Here is an 18906-nt window from a genome sequence, read left to right as displayed (position 1 = left end):
TCGCCGCTCCCGTCCGCCAGCCCCCCGACTGGCGACCGGCGACTACTTGGTGATCTCGTACGGGTCGCCGTAGACCTTCCACTTCAGCGGCGGCTGGAGGTCGAAGTTGCCGTTGTTCAGGAAGACGCGCTGCGCGGTGTCGACGCGGCTGGTGTCGCTGTGCGCCTCCTCGCCCCGCATCGCCTTCTTGCGGGCGTCGAGGAAGGCGTTGAGGTAGGTCTTCTCGTCACCGCCCTGGGCCGGGGGCTTGGCCTTGGCCAGGGCGGCCTTGCGGATGCCGCCGAAGCTGTTCTTCCCGCTGCCGGGGCCGTGCATGACGATGGCGTCGTAGTAGGCGAACTGGCCGAGCGCGCGCAGGCCGTCGGCCTTGGCCTGCTTGACGGCGGGGTCGAAGTAGACCCGGTCCCGCTCGCTCTCCTGGGCGTCCTGGAAGGCCTTGTCCCGCGCCGCCTGCCGCCAGGCGTCCTCGAACGGCTTGCCGAGACCGGCGTGCGAGTCGGTGCCGTTGACCTTGCGCAGCGCGGGGAGGAACGTCGCCAGCGGGTTGCCGGGCACGCGCTGGGTGTAGTGCTCGACGAGCTCCAGCATGTCGCCGGTGCCGGAGCAGAAGCCGATGATGCCGGCGGTGTAGCCGCGGCCGTCCTTGATGTCCTCGATGTACTGGAACTGGGCGCGCCAGTCGAGCGAGGAGTTCTCCGCGCTCGACACCAGCCGCATGGCGATGTCCTTCTTGTAGGGGTCGTCCAGGCCGGGCGCGGCCGCGGCGGCGTGCGGGGCCGCTATCGCCGGGGCGGCCGGGGCCGCGGGGGCCGCCTGGCCGGTTCCGGCGAGGGCGAGGGAGGCGGGGAGGGTGACGGCGAGGGCCGCCAGGGCGAGGCGCGCGGACTTCTTCGAGGGGCGTGCGGACATGCGTGACTCCGTTCGTTCCCGAGCGTCGGCTGGTTGTTAGGAAACTTTCCTAACCGCCAAAGGGAATTGAAGCGGCACGTCCGCTTCCTGACAAGGAGTCATCGCACACACGTACACCGAACAGGTCAATGTCCGGCCAGGGCCGAACGGGCCGGAGCACCACCGGCCCGCCGCATGGGACGCCCCCGGACGCGCCCGGACGCGCCGTCGGACGCGCCCCCGAGCGCGCCCTACGCCTGGAGGATGACCTCGGCCTCCTCGCTGCCCTCGGCCGGCGGCCGGGGCTCGCCCTGCCCGGGGTCCGCCGGGGTGGCGGAGGACGCCGCCGCGATCGCCCGCCACCACGGGTCGAACGGCAGACCCGTGACAGGCTCGAACGGCTGGCCGGGCCGGGGCGTGACGGCCCGCGCGCCCAGCCGCTCGGCGGCGGCGACCGTCCCCTCGGCCGGCTCCTCCCACGGGTGCGGGGCGAGGTTGAACGTGCCCCAGTGGATGGGCAGCAGGGCCCCCCGCGCGGCGTCGCCGCCCTGCAGGTCGGCATGGGCCCGCAGGCCCTCCTCGGGCGTCATGTGGATGTCGGGCCACATCTCGGAGTACGCCCCGATCTGGATCATCGTGGCGTCGAAGGGGCCGTGCCGCTCGCCGATGTCCGCGAAGCCGGGGAAATAGCCGGTGTCGCCGCTGTGGAAGATCCGGTGCCGCTCCCCCGCGACCACCCAGGACGCCCACAGGGTGTGCTGGGTGTTGCGCAGCGCCCGGCCGCAGAAGTGCCGGGCGGGGGTGGCGGTGAGGGTGAGGCCGGCCACCTCGGCCGACTCGTGCCAGTCGAGCTCGGTGATACGTTCCGCCGGGACGCCCCAGTGCTCCAGGTGGGCGCCCACGCCCAGCGGGACGACGAAGGCCGCGCCGGTGCGGGCCAGCGCCCGGATCGTCGGCATGTCGAGGTGGTCGTAGTGGTCGTGGGAGATGATCACGGCGTCCAGCGGGCCCGTCTCGGCCAGCGGCACCGGCACCGGGTGGAGCCGGCGGGGGCCCAGGTGGGCGAAGGGCGAGCAGCGCTCGGCCCAGACCGGGTCGAAGAGCACCCGCGCGCCGTCGATCTCGGCGAGCACGGTGGAGTGGCCCATCCACGTCAGCCGCAGCCCGGACGCCGGGGGCGCGGCGAGGTCGGCGACGGTGGTGGGGTGCACGGGCACGGCGTGGGCCGGGGCCCGGCGCAGCCGCTCCTCCTTGCGGAAGTACGTGGGGAGGAATGTCAGCATCGAGGCGGAGGGCGTCCGCCGGGCGCCCTCCGGGTTCACGAAGGCGCCGTTCGCGAAGTGCGGCGACCGCCTGATGCGCGCCATCCGCTCGCCGGCCGGGTCCGCACCGAACGCGGCGGGGCGCAGCGAGTCGAGGGGGGAGCGGGTCGGGCGGGTGCCGGTCACGGCGCCTCCAGGGGTAAGTCGGCAGGTCACCCCATTATCTGTCCGTGAGGATCAGCATGATCAGGGGCCTCCGCCAGGCGGCCCGCGCCCCGTCACTCCTGAGCGGGACGCGTACGGCCGGCCGGGCCCACCCCCGTACTCCAAGGGCCCGGACGGCCGTGCGCACGACCGGGGGTCACCTTCGCAGGCTCACCGGCTCCGGCGCATCCGAATTTCCCCGGCGCGGCGCGGGGCGCGGACGTCAGTGGGCGTCGGTGGACGTCACATGCCGCTCACGCGCAGCGTCACGTTCAGCCGCCCCTTCAGACCCAGGCCGAGCGGCGCGGTGTCCGGATGGACGCGGGGCACCCCGTGGTAGGCGAGGCGGGCGGGGCCGCCGAAGACGAGGAGGTCGCCGCTGCGCAGCTCGACGTCGGTCCAGGGGCGGGTGCGCCCGCCGGTGTGGCCCAGCCGGAAGACGCAGGCGTCGCCGAGGCTGAGGGAGACGACGGGCGCGGGCGACTTCTCGTCGCCGTCGCGGTGGAGGCCCATCCGCGCGGTGGCGTCGTAGAAGTTCACGAGCGCGATGTCGTACGCCTCCGGGCCGGCCGGGTGCCCGTAGGCGGTGCGCACGGCGTCCTTGGCGAGCACGTCGAGCCAGCCCGGGAAGGGCTTGACGGGGGCGCCGTCGCCGTCGACGACCGTGCGGGCGTAGCCATAGGGGTACCAGTGCCAGCCCAGACAAACGGTACGCACCGACATCTGCCCTCCGCTGGGCATCCGCACGGTACGCAGGCCCGCGGGCGGCCGGGCCCAGGCGCGGCAGGCCCGCAGCAGGCGGTGCTGGGCGGCCTCGTCCAGCCAGCCGGGTATGTGCACCGCGCCGGGGGCGATCTCCACCGGGGGCCGGGGGAAGAGCTCGTCCATGGGCCCAGCCTAGGTCGTGGCCGGTGGGGCCGGCCGGTCAGCCCTTGCGGCCGACGCCGCCGTAGAAGACGGTGTTGCTGAGCTCCTCGGGGCCGGGCACCGGGCCGTCCGGACGCCACAGCGGTACGCGGACCAGGCCGGGTTCCAGGAGCCGGAAGTCGCCGAAGAGCGGTTCGACGTCGGCCCGGCCGCGCAGGTTGAGGCTGGCGGTCGCCTTCCGGTAGACGTCGAGCACCCCGTCCCGGGCCGCGGTGTCGGTGCGGCCCTCGGCGTACCCCTCGTACGGTTCCCCGGTGGCGTGGGAGAGGACGAGCATGCTGCCCGCCGGCAGCGCGTCGCCCAGGGTGGCGACGATGCCCGCCGGGTCCTCGTCGTCCGTGACGAAGTGGAGGACGGCGACGAGCAGCAGGGCCACGGGCTCGCCGAAGTCGATGAGTTCGCGGACGACCGGATCGCCGAGGATGGTCTCGGGCCGCCGGACGTCGGCGAGCGCGAAGCCCGCGCCGCCCGCGTTCGTCAGCTTCGCTCCCGCGTGGGTGGCGACGATGGGGTCGTTGTCGACGTAGGCGACGCGGACGGCGGGGTCGATCTCCCGTGCCACCTCATGGGTGTTGGGCGAGGTGGGGATGCCGGTGCCGATGTCGATGATCTGGCGGATGCCGCCGCGCACCGCCTCCCGCACGGCCCGCCGGAGGAAGGCGCGGTTGGCGCGCGCGGACAGGCGCACCTGCGGGTGGACCTCGATGACGCGCTCGGCGGCGATCCGGTCGACCTCGTAGTTGTCCCAGCCGTCGAGGTAGTAGTCGTACATACGGGCCGGGTGCGGCCTGCTGGTGTCGATCTCCCCGGCCGGGAAGCCCTGCTCGCCGGTGCTGATGCCGGGCATGCCCTGCTCGATCACGCCGTGTTCCCTTCGGTACGCATGCGGGTGCCCCCCGGCCGCGCGGCGGCGGCCGGGCGGATGGAGCTAGTCGGCGGTCGCGCGCGGTCCCGCCAGCAGGAAGTCCGCCTCACCGGCCTTGGCGCCGCGGATGAAGGTCTCCATCTCGTGACGCGTGTAGATCAGCGCGGGGCCCTCGGGGTCGGTCGACTGTCTGAGGGCCACGCGGCCGTCGCGCAGCCGCATGACCTCGACGCAACTGCCCCCGTTGCCGCCGCTCCACGGCTTGCTCCAGCCCTCGGTACCGAGGTCGGTCGCGGGCATGCCGTTGTATATGTGATCCAGATCCATGGTTCAGATCTCCTTACGAATGCCACCCAGGATTGCCTTGGTGGTGTGTGCCGGCGCGGCCTGCGCGCACATCCGGTCCAGCGCTTCCAGGAAGGACGAGACGTCGTCGCGCTGGTCGAAGTACGAGGCTCCGACGAGGTTCTCGGCGTACGCGATGTCCGGCAGCTCCTGGATGGGGAACCGGAAGATATGGAAGGGTCCGTACATCGCCGGGTGCGGCCCGGCGGCGAACGGCATGAACTGCAGTCGGACGTTCGGCATGTCGGTGGCGTCGATGAGCCGGTCGATCTGGGCGCGCATCACGTCCGGGCCGCCGATGGGCCGGCGCAGCACGGTCTCGTCCATGACGACCCACAGCAGGGGCGCCTTGCGGCGGGTGAGCAGCTGCTGCCGCTCCCTGCGGACGGTGACGGCGCGCTCGACGTCGGCCTCGCGGGCGTGCGGCATCCCGGCGCGGAGGACCGCCCGGGCGTAGTCCTCGGTCTGCAACAGGCCGGGGATGTAGTGCGGTTCGTAGGCGCGGATGAGGTTGGCCTCCTGCTCCAGGCTCACGAACGCGCTGAACCACTCGGGCAGGACGTCGCGGAAGCGGTGCCACCAGCCGGGGCGGTTGGCCTCGCGGGTCAGGGCGAGGAAGCCCTCGACCTCCTCGGCGTCGAGCACCCCGTAGACGCGGAGCAGCTTCTCCACATACGGGATCTTCAGCCCGACCTCGGCCTTCTCCATCCTGCGGACGGTGGCGTGGGTGACGTCCAGGGCGCGGCCGGCCTCCTCGTAGGAGAGCCCGGCCTTCTCCCTCAGGTCGTGCAACCGCTTGCCGAGCACGACCCTCAGGACCGTCGGGGCTCCCGCCGGCCGCGAGTCCGCCACTGTCCACCCCCTCCAACTGCCGTCATATGCCAGCAGTGTGCCACGCGGTCTGTTGGCCCAACAGACTGTCCTTGCGATTCTGCAATTTACAGATTGAACCTTGCCACAGACGATCGACATCGCACATAGTTGCGGAGTGCTCCCCTCCCACGACGCACCTTCGACAGCGTTCCGCGGCGGCTGTCTCACGACCCGGCTGCAGGACGCCTTTCACTTCCCGGCCCTCAACACCTCCGTGGCGGTGGCGCGACAACGAGTGCTCGCGCGGCTGCGGGAATGGGGAATCGATGAAGTCGCCTGCGACGACGCGCAATTGGTGGTGTCTGAGCTGGTCACCAACGCGGTGCGGCACACGGACAGCGACAAGGTGAGCTGCCGGCTGCGGATCGCCGCCACGGCGCTGCGCATCGAGGTCGCCGACCAGGGGTGCGCGCCCACGGAGCCGGTCGCGCGGTGCAGCACGGCGGACGAGGAGAGCGGGCGCGGCCTGCTGCTGGTCGGGGCGCTGTCCCAGGCCTGGGGAGTACGCCCGGCCGTGGGCGGGCGGGGCCGCGTGGTCTGGGCGGACGTGCCGCACCGGCAGCACACGCACTGAGGGGGCACGCGGGCCGGCGGCGGGAGGCGCCGCCGGCCGGGGCCTCAGCGGCCCCCGGAGGTCACAGCGGCAGCAGGTCGGGGCGCTTGGGCTCGACGTTGTCGCCCGAGGACTCGCCGCGCAGACGGCGGCCGATCCACGGCACGAGGTGCTCACGGGCCCAGTGGATGTTGTCCCGGCGCACCTCGGCGGCCGAGCGGTGGTCCTCCTCGGGCCATTCCTGGTCCGGGTCGGCCGGCACCTCGAGGCCGAGGACCTGGGCGGCGCGCAGGGCGACGCGGGTGTGGCCGTCGGCGGAGAGGTGGAGACGGTCCTCGCTCCAGGCCCGGCGGTCCTGCACCGAGCGCAGCGACCACAGGTCGAGGACGGGGCAGTCGTGGCGGTCGGCGATGGCCCGTACGTGGGCGGTGTACGTCGCGATCTTGCCGCGCAGGTGGCGCAGGACCGGCATGCCGCGGGTGTCGAAGCCGGTGCACAGCAGGACCGTGCCGACGGAGGCCCGCAGTTCGGCGACGGCCGCCTCGTAGCGCTGGGCCACGTCGTCGGGGTCGCTGCCGGGGCGCAGGATGTCGTTGCCGCCGGCGCAGAAGGTGACGAGGTCGGGGCCGAGCTCCTTGGCCCTGGGGACCTGCTCCTCGACGATCTGGTCCAGGAGACGGCCGCGGACGGCGAGGTTGGCGTACCGGAAGGAGTGCTCGGCCCGCTGGTCGGAGAGGAGTACGGCGAGTCGGTCGGCCCAGCCGACGAAGGTGCCGTCGGGACCCGGGTCCCCGACGCCCTCGGTGAAGCTGTCCCCGACCGCCGCGTACGACCCGACCGCGCCGATCGCGCGCTTGCTGAGGGAATTCGAATCGTCTGCCACGTCAGTACATCTTTCACCTCGACAAGTGACCTACGCCACCGTAACCAGGGGTTGACGTGCCGTGATGTATCCCACCCGAAAAAATCACGGCAGCCGGAATACGATGTGGCGTCACCCGTCCAGACCCGTCGAGACGTATCGACACCGGACTTCCAGGAGCGCTTGTGACGCAGACGCCGCACGTCCCGTCCACCGAACCCGAGCTCGCGGGAGTGCGCAACTTCCGTGATCTGGGCGGCCTGCCGGCCGCCGACGGACGGCGTGTGCGGCCCGGTGTCCTCTTCCGCAGCGGCCACCTCGCCCACGCCACCGAGACCGACGCCGCCTTCCTCGGTTCCCTGGGCCTCCACACGATCTTCGACTTCCGCAACGCGGCCGACATCCGGCTGGAGGGCCCGGACGTGGCGCTCACCGGGGTGCGCAACCTCAACATCCCGCTGTCCGACCCCGCCGACGGCAGCGAGTTCTGGCGGATGGTCCGCGACGGCGACCTCGCCACCCTGCGGTCGGTGCTGGGCGACGGCCGCGCGGCGGGCCGCATGGCCGCCTCGTACCGCACGATGATCACCACCCGCACCGCGGAGCACGGCCGGGTCCTCCACACCCTGGCCGACGACAGCGTGCCGGCCCTGATGCACTGCGCGGCGGGCAAGGACCGGGCCGGGCTGTCGATCGCGGTGACCCTGCTGGCGCTCGGCACCGGCCGGGACGCCATCGAGGCCGACTACCTGGAGTCCAACGCGCCGCACCGGCGCTACGTCGTCCGGCGCGGCGAGGGCGCCGACACCGACGGGGCCGCCGCGCCGGAGGTCCGGGAGCTGCTGTCGCCGCTGTTCGAGGCGCGGAGCACGTACCTCGCGGCGGCGTTCGCGGCGATCGACGAGACGTGGGGCGGCACGGAGGCCTACCTCTCCGAGGGGCTCGGGCTGACGGCCGCCACCCGGGACCGGCTGCGGCGGCGGTTCCTCACCGACTGAGCCCCGGTCCACGGGGCCGCCCCGGCGGGCGGCCCCTCCCCCGGCTCCCGCCCGGCTCCCGCCCGGTTCACCTCAGCGGTTGCCCACCGCCTGCTTCACCAGCGTCCGGCCGAAGTCCCACAGCAGGCCGCCGCCGTCGTGGGCGTCGTCCATGACGGCGGTGAAGGCCGTGACGAAGCGGTCCACCTCGGGCTCCCCGATGATCAGCGGCGGGATCAGCTTGATGACCTCCAGGTGGTCGCCCGAGACCTGGGTGAGGATGCGGTGCCGGTGCAGCAGCGGCACCACGACCATCTGGGCGAACAGGCCCTTGCGGGCCGCCTGGAGCATCGTCCAGCGGCTCCGCAGGCCCAGCGACCTGGGCCGGCCGAACTCGATGCCGATCATCAGCCCCCGGCCGCGCACCTCGTGCAGCAGCTCGTACTTCCCCACCAGCGCCGCGAGGCGCGAGCGCAGCAGGTCGCCGGTGGCGCGCGCCCGGGCGACGATCCCCTCGTCCTCCATGACGGCGAGCACCGCCAGTCCGGCCGCCATGGCCTGGGCGTTGGAGCCGAAGCTGGCGGAGTGAACGAGGACCCGGTCCATGGAGGAGTAGACCTTCTTGAAGATCCAGTCCTTGCCGAGGGTGGCGCCCACCGGGACATAGCCGCCGGACAGCGCCTTGGCCACGCAGACCAGGTCCGGCTCCACGCCCGCCTCGTGCTGGTAGGCGAAGAACTCGCCCGTCCGCCCGATGCCGGTCTGCACCTCGTCCACGATCAGCAGGGCCTTGTACCGGTGGAGCAACTCCCGCGCCGCGCGCAGGAAGCCGGGCGGGGCCTCGTGCACGCCCTTGCCCTGGACGGGCTCCACGATGAAGCCCGCCACGTCCCCGCGCGCCAGCTCCCGCTCCAGCCGGTCGAGGTCGCCGAGCGGGACGGCGGTGTCCGGCAGCAGGGGCGCGAAGCCGTCGCGGAAGCCGTCCTCGCCGTTGACCGACAGCGAGCCGGTGGTCAGCCCGTGGAAGGCGTGCTCGCAGTACAGGATCCTGGGCTTGCCGGTGGCGTACCGGGCGAACTTCAGCGCCGTCTCCACGGCCTCGGTGCCGCTGTTGCCGAAGAACACCCGGTCCAGGTGCGGGGCGTGGGCCAGCAGCCGCTCGGCCAGCAGCCCGGGCAGCGGGGGGCAGTCGAAGCGGGTGAGGTCGGCGAGGGAGGCGTCGAGGACGTCGTGGAGCGCCTTGCGGACGACCGGGTGGTGCCGGCCCAGGGCCATCACCCCGAAGCCCGCGAGCATGTCGAGGTAGTCCTGCCCTTCGGAGTCCCAGAAGTAGGCGCCCTCGGCCCGCTCGTAGACCCGGTCGAAGCCGATGGTGCGCAGCATGCGCGGCAGCTGGTGGTTGAGGTGCCGGGTGTGGAGGTCGTACCGCTCGCCGCCGCGCTCGGCCAGCAGCCGGGCCAGGTCGAAGCCCTCGGTGTCGTCGGCGGTCATGCGGTGCTCTCCTCCTTGACGGCATCGGCCGTCCCGTCGGCCCCGGACGGGGTGCGGGTACGGGTACGGGTCAGCGCCGCGCTGATCCGCCCGGCGATCTCGGCGGGCGTCAGCCCGAGGTCGGCGAGCACCTCGGACCGCTTGGCGTGCGGCAGGAACTGCTCGGGGATGCCGAAGGTCCGTACGGGAAGGTCGGCGCCCGCGTCGCGCAGCGCCTGGGCGACGGCCCAGCCGACGCCGCCGGTACGGCTGTTGTCCTCGACGACCGCGACCATGCGGTGCCGCTCGGCGAGGCCGGGCAGGGCCTCGTCGACGGGCTTGACCCAGCGCGGGTCGACGACCGTGCAGGTGGTGCCGCGGGCCCGCAGCAGCTCGGCGGCGTCCAGCGCCACCGGTGCCATGGCCCCGACGGCGACGAGCAGCACGTCGGCGCCGGCGCCGTCCGTCCCGGCCTCGTCCGCTCCGGTGTCGTTCCGGGCCAGGACGTCCATGCCGCCGATCCGGCCGACGGCCGGGATGTCCTCGCCCACGTCGGCCTTGGGGAAGCGGACGACGGTGGGCGCGTCCTTCACCTCGACGGCCTCGCGCAGCTGGGCGCGCAGCTGGGCGGCGTCGCGCGGGGCGGCGATCCGCAGGCCGGGCACGACCTGGAGGATCGACATGTCCCACATGCCGTTGTGGCTCGGCCCGTCGGTGCCGGTGACACCGGCCCGGTCCAGGACGAAGGTGACGCCGCACCGGTGCAGGGCCACGTCCATCAGGACCTGGTCGAAGGCGCGGTTGAGGAAGGTGGCGTAGACGGCGAATACCGGGTGGAGGCCGCCGGTGGCCAGGCCGGCCGCCGACACCGCGCCGTGCTGCTCGGCGATGCCGACGTCCCAGACCCGGTCGGGGTAGGCCTCGGCGAACTTCGTCAGGCCCACCGGGTGCAGCATCGCGGCCGTGATGGCGACGACGTCGGGGCGTTCGGCGCCGATGCGGAGCATCTCGTCGCCGAACACCGAGGTCCACGAGGTGCCCCGGGAGGGCGTGAGCGGCTCGCAGGTCAGCGGGTTCATCACGCCGACGGAGTGGAAGCGGTCCGCCTCGTCCTCCAGGGCCGGCCGGTAGCCGCGGCCCTTCTCGGTGCGGCAGTGGACCAGGACCGGGCCGTGGAAGCGCTTGGCCCGGCGCACCGCGGACTCGACGGCCGCGATGTCGTGGCCGTCTATGGGGCCGAGGTACTTCAGCCCCAGGTCCTCGAACATGCCCTGGGGCGCGAAGGCGTCCTTGAAGCCCTTCTTCGCGCCGTGCAGCGACTCGTAGAGCGGCCGGCCGACCAGCGGGACGCGCAGGACGGCGTCCTTGCCCCAGGACAGGGCGCGCTCGTAGCCGTCGGTGGTGCGCAGCGTGGCGAGGTGGTCGGCGAGGCCGCCGATGGTGGGCGCGTAGGAGCGTTCGTTGTCGTTGACGACGATGATCAGCCGGCGGTCCTTGGCGGCCGCGATGTTGTTGAGCGCCTCCCAGGCCATGCCGCCGGTGAGCGCGCCGTCGCCGATGACGGCGACGACGTGGCGGTTCCAGCGGCCGAGGACCTCATTGGCCTTGGCCAGGCCGTCGGCCCAGCCCAGGACGGTGGAGGCGTGGCTGTTCTCGATGACGTCGTGCTCGGACTCGGCCCGGGAGGGATAGCCCGAGAGGCCGCCCTTGCCGCGCAGCTTGGAGAAGTCCTGGCGGCCGGTCAGCAGCTTGTGGACGTACGACTGGTGCCCGGTGTCCCAGAGGATGCGGTCCGCGGGCGAGTCGAAGGCGCGGTGCAGGGCGATGGTCAGCTCCACCACGCCGAGGTTCGGTCCGAGGTGGCCACCGGTCCTGGCCACGGCGTGGACCAGGAAGTGGCGGATCTCCTCGGCGAGGTCGGTGAGGTCCTCTCCGTCGAGTGCCTTCAGATCGCGCGGACCGCGGATGTTCTCCAGCAACGACACGCCGGCCCCCTCCTCTTCTGTCGGCCTGGTGCGCCAGGCTCGTTCGGTCGCCGCCGGTCAGAGAACGGTGACGGCGGGGCTCCCGGGGAGGGCGCCGTCCTTCTCCATCCGCTCGGCGAGCTTCATCGCCTCGTCGATGAGGGTCTCCACGATCCTCGACTCGGGGACGGTCTTGATGACCTCGCCCTTGACGAAGATCTGGCCCTTGCCGTTGCCGGACGCCACCCCCAGGTCGGCCTCGCGGGCCTCGCCGGGACCGTTGACGACGCAGCCCATCACCGCCACCCTCAGCGGCACCTCCATCCCCTCCAGGCCCGCGGTGACCTCCTCGGCCAGCTTGTAGACGTCGACCTGGGCACGGCCGCAGGACGGACAGGAGACGATCTCCAGCCGGCGCCGGCGCAGGCCGAGGGACTCCAGGATCTGGATGCCGACCTTGATCTCCTCCGCCGGCGGGGCGGACAGCGACACCCGGATGGTGTCGCCGATGCCCTCGGAGAGCAGGGCGCCGAAGGCGACGGCCGACTTGATGGTGCCCTGGAAGGCCGGACCGGCCTCGGTGACGCCCAGGTGCAGCGGGTAGTCGCACGCGGCGGCCAGCCGTCGGTAGGCGTCGACCATGACGACCGGGTCGTTGTGCTTGACCGAGATCTTGATGTCGCGGAAGCCGTGCTCCTCGAAGAGCGACGCCTCCCACAGGGCCGACTCGACCAGCGCCTCCGGAGTGGCCCTGCCGTACTTCTCCAGCAGCCGCCGGTCGAGGGAGCCCGCGTTCACACCGATGCGGATGGGGACGCCCGCCGCCGACGCCGCCTTCGCGATCTCCTTCACCTTGTCGTCGAACTGCCGGATGTTGCCCGGGTTGACGCGGACGGCGGCACAGCCCGCGTCGATGGCCGCGAAGACGTACTTCGGCTGGAAGTGGATGTCCGCGATCACCGGGATCCGGGACTTCTTCGCGATGACCGGCAGGGCGTCGGCGTCGTCCTGCGAGGGGCAGGCGACGCGGACGATCTGGCAGCCGGACGCCGTCAGCTCGGCGATCTGCTGAAGGGTCGCGCCGACGTCCGCGGTGACCGTGGTGGTCATCGACTGCACCGAGACCGGGGCGTCGCCACCGACGGCCACGGACCCGACCTGGATGCGCCGCGAGGGGCGGCGCACCGCGAGCGGCCGGACCGGCGGCCCGGGCAGCCCCAGGGAGACGGGCTCCGTGGTGGCCATGACGGTCAGCCCCGGTTCCCGGAGACGGTCTCGCGGGCCGCGCGCAGCGACTCCTTGAGCGAGCCCATGGTGGCCAGCACGGCGGTGGGTTCGTAGCCGCAGTGGGCCATGCAGTTGGCGCACCGGGGGTCCTTGCCCCGCCCGTACTTCTCCCAGTCGGTCTCCTCGATCAGCTGCCGGTACGTGGGCACGTAGCCGTCGCTCATCAGGTAGCAGGGGCGCTGCCAGCCGAAGAGGGAGTAGTTGGGGATGGCCCACGCGGTGCACGGGAAGTCGGCCTTGCCCTCCAGGAAGTCGAGGAAGAGGGGGCTGTGGTTGAGCCGCCAGCGCCGCCGGTTGCCGCCGGCGAAGGCCTTCCGGAACAGCTCCCGGGTCTGCTCGACGCCGAGGAAGTGCTCCTGGTCCGGGGCCTTCTCGTAGGCGTAGGCGGGCGAGATCATCATCTCGTCGACCCGCAGGTCGTCGTTGAGGAAGTTGAGCACCTCGATGATGGTCTGCGGGGTGTCGGTGTTGAAGAACGTGGAGTTGGTGGTCACCCGGAATCCACGGCGCTGGGCCTCCTTGATGGCCTCCACCGCCTCGTCGAAGACGCCCTCCTTCGCCACGGACTCGTCGTGCCGCTCGCGCAGCCCGTCGATGTGCACGGCGAACGCGAAATAGGGAGAGGGGGTGAACTTCTCCAGCTTCTTCCGCAGCAGCACGGCGTTGGTGCAGAGGAAGACGTATTTCTTCCGGGCCACCAGCTGCCGGACGATCTCGTCGATCTGTGGATGCATCAGGGGCTCGCCGCCGGCGATGGAGACCATGGGCGCCCCCGATTCCAGCACCGCGCCGACCGCCTGGGCAACGGGCATGCGCTGTTTCAGCACACCGGCCGGGTGCTGGATCTTCCCGCATCCCTCGCACTTGAGGTTGCAGGCGAAAAGCGGCTCCAGCTCGACGATCAGCGGGAACTTCTCCCGCTTCCGCAGCTTCTGTTCAAAGAGATAGGTCCCGACCCGGATGGTCTGGCGGAGCGGCATGGCCATCTGGCTCACCTCCTGGGGAGCAGCAAAGAACGGTGCCATTCGAAAAAGGCCGGCAGGACGGTGCGCAGTACGCGGAAGGCCGATATTCCACCCCGCAACGTCCCGATTCGTACGAGTTCATGTTCTGGAGCGTCCACGACCACTCTTACGGCCGCAACGGGGCGTGAACCGGCGCGTACGGCGCTTCGGAGCGTGGCGGCGGATTCCATGTCCACCGCGAGCGCGCCCGCGGCGTGCAGGGCGCCCCGTTCCGCGCCGCGCACGACGTGGTCCGAGCCCACCAGCGGCCCGGTGTGGATGACGCGCCGGGGCACGGCCCGGGCGAGCTCCTTGGCGAGGAGTTCGACGCCGACGCAGTCCGTGCGTCCGGCGGCGTCGCGGGTCTCGTCGGCGACGACCAGGTCGCCGGGGTGCATCCCGGGCGCCAGGCCGGCGCAGAAGCCGGTGGCGATCACGGCGGCCTCGCGCAGGCCGGGGTCCTCGGCCAGGGCACGCGTCACGGCACGGTCCGCCGCCTGCGGCCCCATGCCGGTGCGCAGGACGGTCACGGGCCCGGCCGCGCCGCCCGGGCCGCCGCGCAGGGCGAGGCGCTCGATGCCCAGCGCGCAGGCGATCAGCAGCGGCGCGGGCGGGTGCGTGACCGTGCCGGGCTCCATCAGCCCTCCAGCCGTTCGGCGGCGAGGGGGTCGCCGTGGAGGTAGCGGCCGAGGGCGGTGAGCGGGAAGACCTGGCGGTAGAGGTGGTAGTTGATGGAGAAGTCCCACGGGAAGCCGGTGCCCGTGAAGTACGGCTCGTCCCAGGAGCCGTCCTCGCGCTGGGTCTCCGCCAGATGGGTGACGCCGCGCAGCACGGCCTCGCTGTCGCGCTCCCCCGCCGCCAGCAGGGCCAGCAGGGCCCACGCCGTCTGCGAGGGGGTGGAGGCGCCGCGCCCGATCCACTCGGCGTCGCGGTACGAGCGCAGGTCCTCGCCCCAGCCGCCGTCCGGGTTCTGGACGTCGTGCAGCCAGCGCACGGCCCGGCGTACGGCCGGGTGGGAGGCGGGGATGCCGGCCGCCGCCAGCGCGGGGAGGACGGAGCCGGTGCCGTAGACGTAGTTGACGCCCCAGCGGCCGAACCAGGCGCCGCACTCCTCCTGCTCGCCCAGCAGCCAGGTGATGCCGCGCCGGGTGCGCGGGTCGTGCTGCCGGCCGAGGGCGGCCAGCATCTCGACGACGTGCGCGGTGACGTCGGCCGAGGGCGGGTCGATCACCTCGCCGAAGTCGCAGAACGGCAGCCGGTTGGGGAACGGGCTGGTGTTGTCGGCGTCGAAGGCGCCCCAGGCGCCGTCGCGCGACTGCATGCCGGCCGTCCAGTGCGCGGCGCGCCGTACGGCCGTTGCGACCCGCTCGGGGTCGGGATGGGACACGCGCCGGAGGGCGAGGACCACCTCGGCGGTGTCGTCGATGTCGGGGTAGGTGTCGTTGTGGAACTCGAAGGCCCAGCCGCCCGGGGCCAGCCCGGGGCGCCGCACGGCCCAGTCGCCGGAGCGCAGGATCTGCTCGTCGAGCATCCAGTCGGCGGCCCTGACCAGCGCCGGGTGGTCGGCGGGCAGCCCGGCGTCGGCGAGCGCGATGGTGGCCAGGCAGGTGTCCCACACCGGGGACTGGCAGGCCTCGATCATGCGGACGGGCTCGCCGTCGGGGCCCTCGGACCAGACGGCGAAACGGTCCAGCGAGGCCAGGCCCGCGCTCAGCACCGGGTGGTGGAGGTCGTAGCCGAGGAGGTGGAGAGCGATGATCGAGTAGACGGCCGGGGGCTGGATGCCGCCCCAGCAGCCGTCGCTCTCCTGACGCTCGATGATCCAGCGGGCCGCGGAGTTCATCGCCGCGCGGCGCAGCCTGGCCACCGGGAAGCGGTGGTAGAGGTGCAGCGCCTTGTCGAGGCGCTGGAAGAGGCCGTCCCAGGTGGTGGCCGGGGCGAGGGGGCGCGGCGGGTTGGGGCGGCGGGGGTCGGTGTGCAGCTCGTCGAGGGCGAACGGCGAGGGGCGGACGGGCCGCAGGGCCGAGACGATGGTGAGCGGCACGATGGTCTGCCGGGCCCACTGGCCGAAGTCGTAGAGGTTCAGGGGGAACCGCTTCGGCAGATACATGAGCTCCGGCGGCAGCTCGGGGAGGTCCTCCCACTTCCACCAGCCGAAGAGGGCCAGCCAGATGCGGGTGAAGACGCGGGTGGCGGCGATGCCGCCCTGCTCGCGGACCCAGGCGGAGGCGGCGGCCATGTGGGGCGCTTCGGGGGGGTCACCGGCGAGGCGCAGGGCGACGTAGGCCTCGACGGTGGCGGAGAGTTCGGCGGGGCCGTTGTGGAAGGTGGCCCAGGTGCCGTCGGGGCGCTGCCGGGAGCGGATGAAGCGGGCGGCCGCCGCGGTGGTCCGCTCGTCGCCCACGCCCAGGAACTGACGCAGCAGCAGGTCCTCGGCGTCCATGGTGACGTTGGTCTCCAGGTCGCCCTTCCACCAGCCCTGGGGGTCCTGGCGGGCGAGGAGGTGCTCGATGGCGCGCTCGGTGGCCCGCTCCACGGCTTCGCGTGCCTTCGGCGGCTCGGTGACCGCCGGCGTATCGGGTGGAACGGTCGTGCTCTGGCCGGCCTCGGCCACGCGGGGCGGTAGCGCCCCGGTGCCGTCGGTCGTCGCTGTCATGGCTTCCCCTAATGCAGTGAGTTCCTTCTCTGCCGTACTGCTGTGCTGCCGCTACTGCTGCTACTGCTGTACTTGGGGGGTTCCGTCGGCCGGTGCCGAGCAGGGCACCGGCCGGCGACCGCGAGGGGTGGTGGCTGGTCGGGTCGGTCGGCGATCAACTCTTCCGTACGACGACGAAGTCCGCGAGCGCGGTCAGCTGCGCCCGGACCTCGGCCGGCATGTCGACCCCGGCCAGGGCCTGGACGGCGGTGGCGTGCTGGCGGCGGGCCTCCTGGGAGGTCCACTCGCGGCCGCCCGCCTCCTCGATGAGGGCCGCCCGGCTGGCGAACTCCTCCTCGGTGAAGTCGGCGAGCTGGGCGTCGCTCAGCTTGGCGTCCTCGGCGAGGATCCGGGCGAGCCGCTCGGAGGCGGGGCCGCCCGCCGCCAGGGCGGCGACGACCGGGAGGGACTTCTTGCGCTGGCGCAGGTCGCTCCAGGTCTGCTTGCCGGTGGTCTCCGGGTCGCCCCAGATGCCCAGCAGGTCGTCGACGGCCTGGAAGGCGAGGCCGAGGTGGTAGCCGTAGGCCTCCAGGGTGTCGGCCGTGCGGTCGTCGGCGCCGCCGAGGACGGCGCCGATGGAGACGGCGCAGGCCAGCAGGGCGCCGGTCTTGTTGCCCTCCATCTCCATGCACTCCTCGACGGTCACCCGCTCGCGGTGCTCGTAGGAGATGTCCTGGGCCTGGCCGTCGATGAGCTTGCGGGTGGCGGTGGTCAGCCGCCGGGTGGCGCGGCCCGCCTCCACGGTGCCGAGCTCCAGGAGCACCTCGTTGGCGAGCGCGAAGAGCGCGTCGCCGACGAGGATGGCCTGGGCGGGGCTGTACGCCTTCCAGACGGTGTCGCGGTGACGGCGCTGCTCGTCGCCGTCCATCAGGTCGTCGTGCAGCAGCGAGAAGTTGTGCACGAGCTCGACGGCGACGGCGCCGGGGACGCCCACCTCGGGGGCGGCACCGGCCGCCTCGGCCGAGAGCAGGGCGAGCGCGGGCCGGATGGCCTTGCCGCTGTCGCCGTGCGCCGGCCGGCCTTCGATGTCGATCCAGCCGAAGTGGTAGGCGGCGACGGTGTCCATGGGTGCCGCGAGCCGGTTGACGGCGGCACGCAGCACCGGCGTGGCAAGCGTCCGTCCGCGCTCCAGCAGGGCGCGAACGCCCGCGGTGTCGACAGCTGGGATCGCCGATGTCACGGTCTCTCCTCTGGTGGTCGTGCTCACGCGCGCCCCGGTCACGGGGACGCGCGCCTTGAGGGCTCGCTGGTTCATACCGCCGCCTCCCGCAGGGGGTTCCGGTGCGGCCGGCCGAGCTCGGAGAGTGCCGCGCCGGCGGCGTTCAGACCGCTCCGCACCGCGCCCTCCATGGTCGCGGGCCAGCCGGTGGCGGTCCACGCACCGGCCAGGTGGAGGCCGGGCGCGTTCGTGGGGGCGCCCGGCCGCAGCCGGCCGACGCCCGGGGTGGGGGCGAACGTCGCCGTGCGCTCCCGGGTGACGAAGAAGTCCCGGACGACCGCGCCCCGGGCGGCCGGGAGCAGGCGCTCCAGCTCGGGCAGATAGCGCTCGCGCAGCTCGGCGACGGGGCGGTCGATGTCGTCCTGGGCGGCCGACTGGGAGACGGCCAGGTACTGGGCGCGGTCGTCGCGGGCGGCGAGCCCGGAGGAGTCGGTGCGGTCGAAGACCCACTGCACCGGGCTGCCGAGCGCCGCGAAGAAGGGCTGCCGCAGCACCTTGCGGTCGTAGACGACGTGGAGATTGAGGATGGGCGCGGTGTCGATGGCGAGCAGCCGGTCGGCGTCGTGGAGGGCGCCGTCGGGCAGCAGGGCGTGGGTCTCGCGCTGGGGGGCGGCGAGCACCACGACATCGGCGTCGATCCGCTCGGCCGCGCCGCTGCCCGGCTCCGCGTGCACCTGCCAGCCGCCCTGGTCACCGCGGTCGACGCGCGTGGCGCGGGTGCGCAGCGCGACCCGTACGCCGGCCCGGTCGAGGGCGGCGCGGGCCCGGGTGTCGTGGAGCTCGCCGAGCGGCACATGGGCCCAGCCGATGTCGGCGGCGCCGGGCTCGGAGAGCAGCCCGGTCTTGAAGACCATGGCGGCCAGGCCCAGCGAGGAGCGGTCGGCCGTGGCGTTGAGGGTGGCCACGCCGACCAGGTCCCACAGCGCCTCGACGGTACGGGCGGACTGGCCGTTGCGGCGCAGCCAGCCGGCGAAGTCCTGGCCGTCGAGGGCCGGGTCCATCGGGTCGAGCCGGCGGAGGGCCAGCGCGGCGCGGCCGACGGCCGCCCGCTCGGCGAGCGAGAGGTGCGGGTAGGTGGCGAGGCTGGCCGCCAGGTGCAGGGGCACGGGCAGGGCGGTACGGCGCAGCCGGCCCAGGCGGGGCCGCCCCGAGGGGTGGCCGACGTCCAGGACGGGCACGTCGAGCCGGTCCTGCAGGGGGGCCAGGTGGGCCGCGTCGACGCGGTCGAGGAACCACTGGTAGGCGGTGCAGCAGCGGAGGTAGACGTGCTGGCCGTTGTCGACGGTGAGGTCGCCGCGGCGGAAGGAGAAGGCGAGGCCGCCCAGGCGCGGCCGGCCCTCCAGGAGGGTGACGGCCAGGCCCGCGTCGGCGAGCTCCAGGGCGGCCGTGATGCCGGCGAGGCCGCCCCCGATCACCACCGCGGCCGCCCCGTCGGGGCGGCCTGCCTCGTCTGCGCGGAGCCGGTCGGGCCGGGTCGTGATCTCCTGTGTCATGCGCCCACCCCCTCGGCT

At 73.1% G+C, this 18906-nt stretch carries 17 protein-coding genes; 2 read left to right on the top strand and 15 right to left on the bottom strand.

Annotated elements, in window-relative coordinates; genetic code table 11:
• Positions 1–42: 42 nt before the first annotated feature.
• From AC07BS_RS04220 to AC07BS_RS04195, 6 genes are all read right to left on the bottom strand, one after another.
• Positions 43–909, bottom strand: coding sequence for a chitosanase (locus AC07BS_RS04220; RefSeq protein ID WP_478640042.1), 867 nt, complete (start codon positions 907–909; stop codon positions 43–45).
• 230 nt (positions 910–1139) lie between these two features.
• Positions 1140–2336 (bottom strand): MBL fold metallo-hydrolase, encoded by a 1197-nt coding sequence (locus AC07BS_RS04215; RefSeq protein ID WP_478930108.1) that lies wholly within the window; start codon positions 2334–2336, stop codon positions 1140–1142.
• A gap of 261 nt (positions 2337–2597) precedes the next feature.
• Positions 2598–3242 (bottom strand): alpha-ketoglutarate-dependent dioxygenase AlkB family protein, encoded by a 645-nt coding sequence (locus AC07BS_RS04210; protein ID WP_478930107.1) that lies wholly within the window; start codon positions 3240–3242, stop codon positions 2598–2600.
• Positions 3243–3279: 37 nt separating this feature from the next.
• Positions 3280–4128, bottom strand: coding sequence for an SAM-dependent methyltransferase (locus tag AC07BS_RS04205; protein ID WP_478930325.1), 849 nt, complete (start codon positions 4126–4128; stop codon positions 3280–3282).
• Between the two features lie 81 nt (positions 4129–4209).
• Positions 4210–4473: a DUF397 domain-containing protein gene (locus tag AC07BS_RS04200; RefSeq protein WP_478640051.1), complete on the bottom strand. Its 264-nt coding sequence runs from the start codon at positions 4471–4473 to the stop codon at positions 4210–4212.
• A 3-nt stretch (positions 4474–4476) separates the two neighbouring features.
• Entirely contained in the window at positions 4477–5343 is an 867-nt protein-coding gene (locus AC07BS_RS04195; protein WP_478640053.1) for a helix-turn-helix domain-containing protein, read from the bottom strand.
• A 100-nt stretch (positions 5344–5443) separates the two neighbouring features.
• On the opposite strand from AC07BS_RS04195, the gene AC07BS_RS04190 reads away from it, so the two are divergent.
• On the top strand, positions 5444–5938 hold the full coding sequence (locus tag AC07BS_RS04190) for an ATP-binding protein (RefSeq protein ID WP_478930104.1): 495 nt from the start codon (positions 5444–5446) through the stop codon (positions 5936–5938).
• A 61-nt stretch (positions 5939–5999) separates the two neighbouring features.
• On the opposite strand, the gene AC07BS_RS04185 is transcribed toward AC07BS_RS04190, so the two are convergent.
• Complete coding sequence (locus AC07BS_RS04185) at positions 6000–6800, bottom strand: SGNH/GDSL hydrolase family protein (protein WP_478640057.1); 801 nt, start codon at positions 6798–6800, stop codon at positions 6000–6002.
• A 164-nt stretch (positions 6801–6964) separates the two neighbouring features.
• On the opposite strand from AC07BS_RS04185, the gene AC07BS_RS04180 reads away from it, so the two are divergent.
• Positions 6965–7777 (top strand): tyrosine-protein phosphatase, encoded by an 813-nt coding sequence (locus AC07BS_RS04180; RefSeq protein ID WP_478640060.1) that lies wholly within the window; start codon positions 6965–6967, stop codon positions 7775–7777.
• A 72-nt stretch (positions 7778–7849) separates the two neighbouring features.
• Here AC07BS_RS04180 and AC07BS_RS04175 read toward each other — a convergent pair whose 3' ends face one another.
• From AC07BS_RS04175 to hpnE, 8 genes are all read right to left on the bottom strand, one after another.
• A complete protein-coding gene (locus AC07BS_RS04175; RefSeq protein WP_478640063.1) occupies positions 7850–9247 on the bottom strand; it encodes an aspartate aminotransferase family protein in 1398 nt (465 codons plus the stop codon).
• Positions 9244–11211 carry a 1-deoxy-D-xylulose-5-phosphate synthase gene (dxs, locus tag AC07BS_RS04170; protein ID WP_478930101.1) on the bottom strand — a complete coding sequence of 656 codons (1968 nt, stop codon included), beginning with the start codon at positions 11209–11211 and terminating at the stop codon, positions 9244–9246. The genes AC07BS_RS04175 and dxs overlap by 4 nt, the downstream gene beginning before the upstream one ends.
• Before the next feature lie 57 nt (positions 11212–11268).
• Entirely contained in the window at positions 11269–12435 is a 1167-nt protein-coding gene (ispG, locus tag AC07BS_RS04165) for a flavodoxin-dependent (E)-4-hydroxy-3-methylbut-2-enyl-diphosphate synthase (protein ID WP_478640068.1), read from the bottom strand.
• A 5-nt stretch (positions 12436–12440) separates the two neighbouring features.
• Positions 12441–13463, bottom strand: coding sequence for an adenosyl-hopene transferase HpnH (hpnH, locus tag AC07BS_RS04160; protein WP_478640071.1), 1023 nt, complete (start codon positions 13461–13463; stop codon positions 12441–12443).
• A 5-nt stretch (positions 13464–13468) separates the two neighbouring features.
• Positions 13469–14119 carry a phosphorylase family protein gene (locus AC07BS_RS04155; RefSeq protein WP_478930099.1) on the bottom strand — a complete coding sequence of 217 codons (651 nt, stop codon included), beginning with the start codon at positions 14117–14119 and terminating at the stop codon, positions 13469–13471.
• Positions 14119–16137, bottom strand: a complete 2019-nt coding sequence (gene shc / locus AC07BS_RS04150; protein ID WP_478930097.1) for a squalene--hopene cyclase — start codon at positions 16135–16137, stop codon at positions 14119–14121. Before shc ends, AC07BS_RS04155 begins: the two co-directional genes overlap by 1 nt.
• Positions 16138–16291: 154 nt before the next feature.
• Positions 16292–17431, bottom strand: coding sequence for a polyprenyl synthetase family protein (locus AC07BS_RS04145; protein ID WP_478640078.1), 1140 nt, complete (start codon positions 17429–17431; stop codon positions 16292–16294).
• Entirely contained in the window at positions 17428–18888 is a 1461-nt protein-coding gene (hpnE, locus tag AC07BS_RS04140; RefSeq protein ID WP_478640080.1) for a hydroxysqualene dehydroxylase HpnE, read from the bottom strand. Before hpnE ends, AC07BS_RS04145 begins: the two co-directional genes overlap by 4 nt.
• Positions 18889–18906 lie beyond the last annotated feature (18 nt).

The organism is Streptomyces sp. NPDC044063 (assembly GCF_056434285.1).
This window is presented reverse-complemented; position numbering and strand designations above follow the sequence as displayed.

What these genes read in the sequence shown, in the direction of transcription:
- AC07BS_RS04175 (WP_478640063.1), bottom strand. Translation starts at nt 9,247, where the DNA reads ATGACCGCCGACGACACCGAGGGCTTCGACCTGGCCCGGCTGCTGGCC.
- AC07BS_RS04205 (WP_478930325.1), bottom strand. Translation starts at nt 4,128, where the DNA reads ATGCCCGGCATCAGCACCGGCGAGCAGGGCTTCCCGGCCGGGGAGATC.
- AC07BS_RS04200 (WP_478640051.1), bottom strand. Translation starts at nt 4,473, where the DNA reads ATGGATCTGGATCACATATACAACGGCATGCCCGCGACCGACCTCGGT.
- AC07BS_RS04145 (WP_478640078.1), bottom strand. Translation starts at nt 17,431, where the DNA reads ATGAACCAGCGAGCCCTCAAGGCGCGCGTCCCCGTGACCGGGGCGCGC.
- ispG (WP_478640068.1), bottom strand. Translation starts at nt 12,435, where the DNA reads ATGGCCACCACGGAGCCCGTCTCCCTGGGGCTGCCCGGGCCGCCGGTC.
- hpnH (WP_478640071.1), bottom strand. Translation starts at nt 13,463, where the DNA reads ATGGCCATGCCGCTCCGCCAGACCATCCGGGTCGGGACCTATCTCTTT.
- AC07BS_RS04210 (WP_478930107.1), bottom strand. Translation starts at nt 3,242, where the DNA reads ATGGACGAGCTCTTCCCCCGGCCCCCGGTGGAGATCGCCCCCGGCGCG.
- shc (WP_478930097.1), bottom strand. Translation starts at nt 16,137, where the DNA reads ATGACAGCGACGACCGACGGCACCGGGGCGCTACCGCCCCGCGTGGCC.
- AC07BS_RS04220 (WP_478640042.1), bottom strand. Translation starts at nt 909, where the DNA reads ATGTCCGCACGCCCCTCGAAGAAGTCCGCGCGCCTCGCCCTGGCGGCC.
- hpnE (WP_478640080.1), bottom strand. Translation starts at nt 18,888, where the DNA reads ATGACACAGGAGATCACGACCCGGCCCGACCGGCTCCGCGCAGACGAG.
- AC07BS_RS04155 (WP_478930099.1), bottom strand. Translation starts at nt 14,119, where the DNA reads ATGGAGCCCGGCACGGTCACGCACCCGCCCGCGCCGCTGCTGATCGCC.